Raw genomic sequence first — 2,351 nt, 5'->3', positions numbered from 1 at the left:
AAGAGTGAACCACCTGATCCCTTCCCGAACTCAGAAGTGAAACCTCTTAGCGCTGATGGTAGTGTGGGGTTACCCATGTGAGAGTAAGTCATCGCCAGCTCATTATTCGAAACACCCCCTGACTAGTGCAGGGGGTGTTTTTTTATGTGTGGAGAAAAGGGGAAAAGAAGATAAGCAGAAGCATAAAACAGGGAGATGATAAAAATATTGATAGATTGTGGCTTGAATTATTTAAACATGGATGATTATTAGACAATAAACGCATTTAAAAATCATCAATTGAAGGAATTCTCAGCTTAAAAATGTCGGAAAACCTGAATGTAAGTCAGCTAAAACAACAGTTTAAATGCCTAATTATCGACTTAAGTGATGGCTAATGCCTTATGATTTAGAAATCTACGACCTAGATCGTAGAGTCTGGTTTTTTTCTATAAAATTTGAGTTTTATTCTGACAATTTTCATATCAAATAATCTATCGTCTGATTGTGATTTAGCTTCTAGTAACACATTGAAAATTAATCATTATAAAAACTAGACCCACAGTCCATCGACTTTTTTATGTATAAATATTTCAAAAATATCTAAGTTTTTATGACATTTTATTCCCAAACGACATGGATATATCTGAAAGGTATGGATCTATACCTTTGTAATTTTGGACAATTTACATTCAAAAACGGCATTGTAGCGAAAAATAAAACTCACAATTGGAGGTGAGGTTCAATGTCTACAAGCACAATGAATGTGAATAGCGTTGTCGATAACGCTAAGTTCACAAAATCGCATTTCAGCATCATGATGTGGTGTCTAATTCTTATTTTATTTGATGGTTACGACTTAGCGATCAATGGTGTTGCGCTGCCTTTATTAATGAAAGATTGGGGATTAACAGCTGTTCAGGCAGGTATGCTAGCGAGTACAGCACTTGCAGGGATGATGTTTGGTGCCATGATGTTTGGTACTTTGGCTGATAAGATTGGCCGTAAAAAAGTTATCATGATTTGTGTATTTTTATTCAGTACATTCACATTTTTAGGCGGTTTTGCATCAAATCCAACGGAATTTGGCGCGTTACGTTTTATTGCTGGACTTGGCATTGGTGGGGTATTACCGAACCTTGTGGCATTGACATCTGAATATGCACCTAAGCATCTACGCAGTACTTTAGTGACCACTATGTTCAGTGGTTATGCAATGGGTGGCATCATGGCGGCTCTCTTTGGTTCATGGTTTACTGCGGATTATGGCTGGCAAATCATGTTCTTCATTGCGGGTATTCCACTGTTACTGTTGCCATTTGCTTGGAAATTTTTACCTGAATCGCTCACATTTTTGGTGAAGGTGAATCGTCATGATGAAGCACGTCGTATGATTCAAACCATTGCACCTGAACAAACCGTGACTGCAAATACTCAACTGGAACTGACTGAAGTTGCGGTTCCGGGTGGAACGTCTGTTAAAGCGTTGTATAAGCAAGGTCGTGGCGTAAGTACGATGTTGTTTTGGCTGTGTTTCTTTATGTGTCTATTAACGCTTTATGCATTAGGCAGTTGGTTACCAAAACTAATGATGGCCGCAGGTTATTCATTAGGTAGCAGTTTGACCTTCCTATTGGCGATGAATATTGGTGCCGTAATTGGTACGATTGGCGGCGGTATTTTAGCGGACAAATTCCACTTAAAACCGGTGATCATTACATTATGTCTTGCAGGTGCTGTGGCACTATCTTTACTCGGCTTTAATTCACCACAGCCTGTGATCTATCTTTTGGTTGCAGTCGCAGGTGCATCAGCAATTGGTTCTCAAATCTTACTCTATAGCTATGTTGCACAGTACTATCCGTTGTCTGTACGTTCGACAGGTATTGGATGGGCATCTGCAGTCGGTCGTACAGGTGCGATTGTTGGCCCGATTCTGATCGGCTATTTATTATCACAAGAATTGCCACATCAAATTAACTTTATGGCCGTGGGAATTCCAGTAGTCATCGCAGCGATTGCAGTGTTCTTTATTCGCAAAGCGCAAACGGATGAAGAGGTTGCCGCTTTAGAAAATGTGAATAAGACTTCAGTGAAAACACAGCGTTCGTATAGCTAAAATGTCTTGTCCTGAAATAGATTGACAGTATTCCACTTCAAACCGAGTTAAGCAATTAGCTCGGTTTTAGTTTGCTCATACGTCTGATTCGGGGTGTTCATATTTAAACTTAAATGTGGTCTATAGCAATTATAAATCATAATAGATTCCGCAATTAAGTGATCTAACTCCTTCATGGTTTGACATCGTGTAATTAAAAACTCCTGCTTTAATATTCCATTAATCCGCTCTGCTAATGCATTCTGGTAACAGT

General features: G+C 39.1%; 2 protein-coding genes and 1 rRNA gene. 2 read left to right on the top strand and 1 reads right to left on the bottom strand.

All coding sequences use genetic code 11. The features are described from left to right. A 5S ribosomal RNA gene (gene rrf, locus FTU37_RS16495) occupies positions 1-100 on the top strand; the annotation flags it as partial. A 624-nt stretch (positions 101-724) separates the two neighbouring features. Then, entirely contained in the window at positions 725-2,098 is a 1,374-nt protein-coding gene (locus FTU37_RS16490) for an MFS transporter (RefSeq protein ID WP_180041594.1), read from the top strand. A gap of 47 nt (positions 2,099-2,145) precedes the next feature. Here the strand turns inward: FTU37_RS16490 and FTU37_RS16485 are convergent. Continuing rightward, positions 2,146-2,351 (bottom strand): integrase core domain-containing protein (locus FTU37_RS16485; protein ID WP_180005052.1); only part of this gene is annotated, 206 nt, incomplete at its 5' end.

The organism is Acinetobacter sp. YH12097, assembly GCF_013419225.1.
GTDB classification, from domain to species: Bacteria; Pseudomonadota; Gammaproteobacteria; order Pseudomonadales; family Moraxellaceae; genus Acinetobacter; species Acinetobacter amyesii.
Note: the sequence above shows the minus strand (reverse complement) of the source record. Positions and strands in the feature narration are given on the sequence as shown.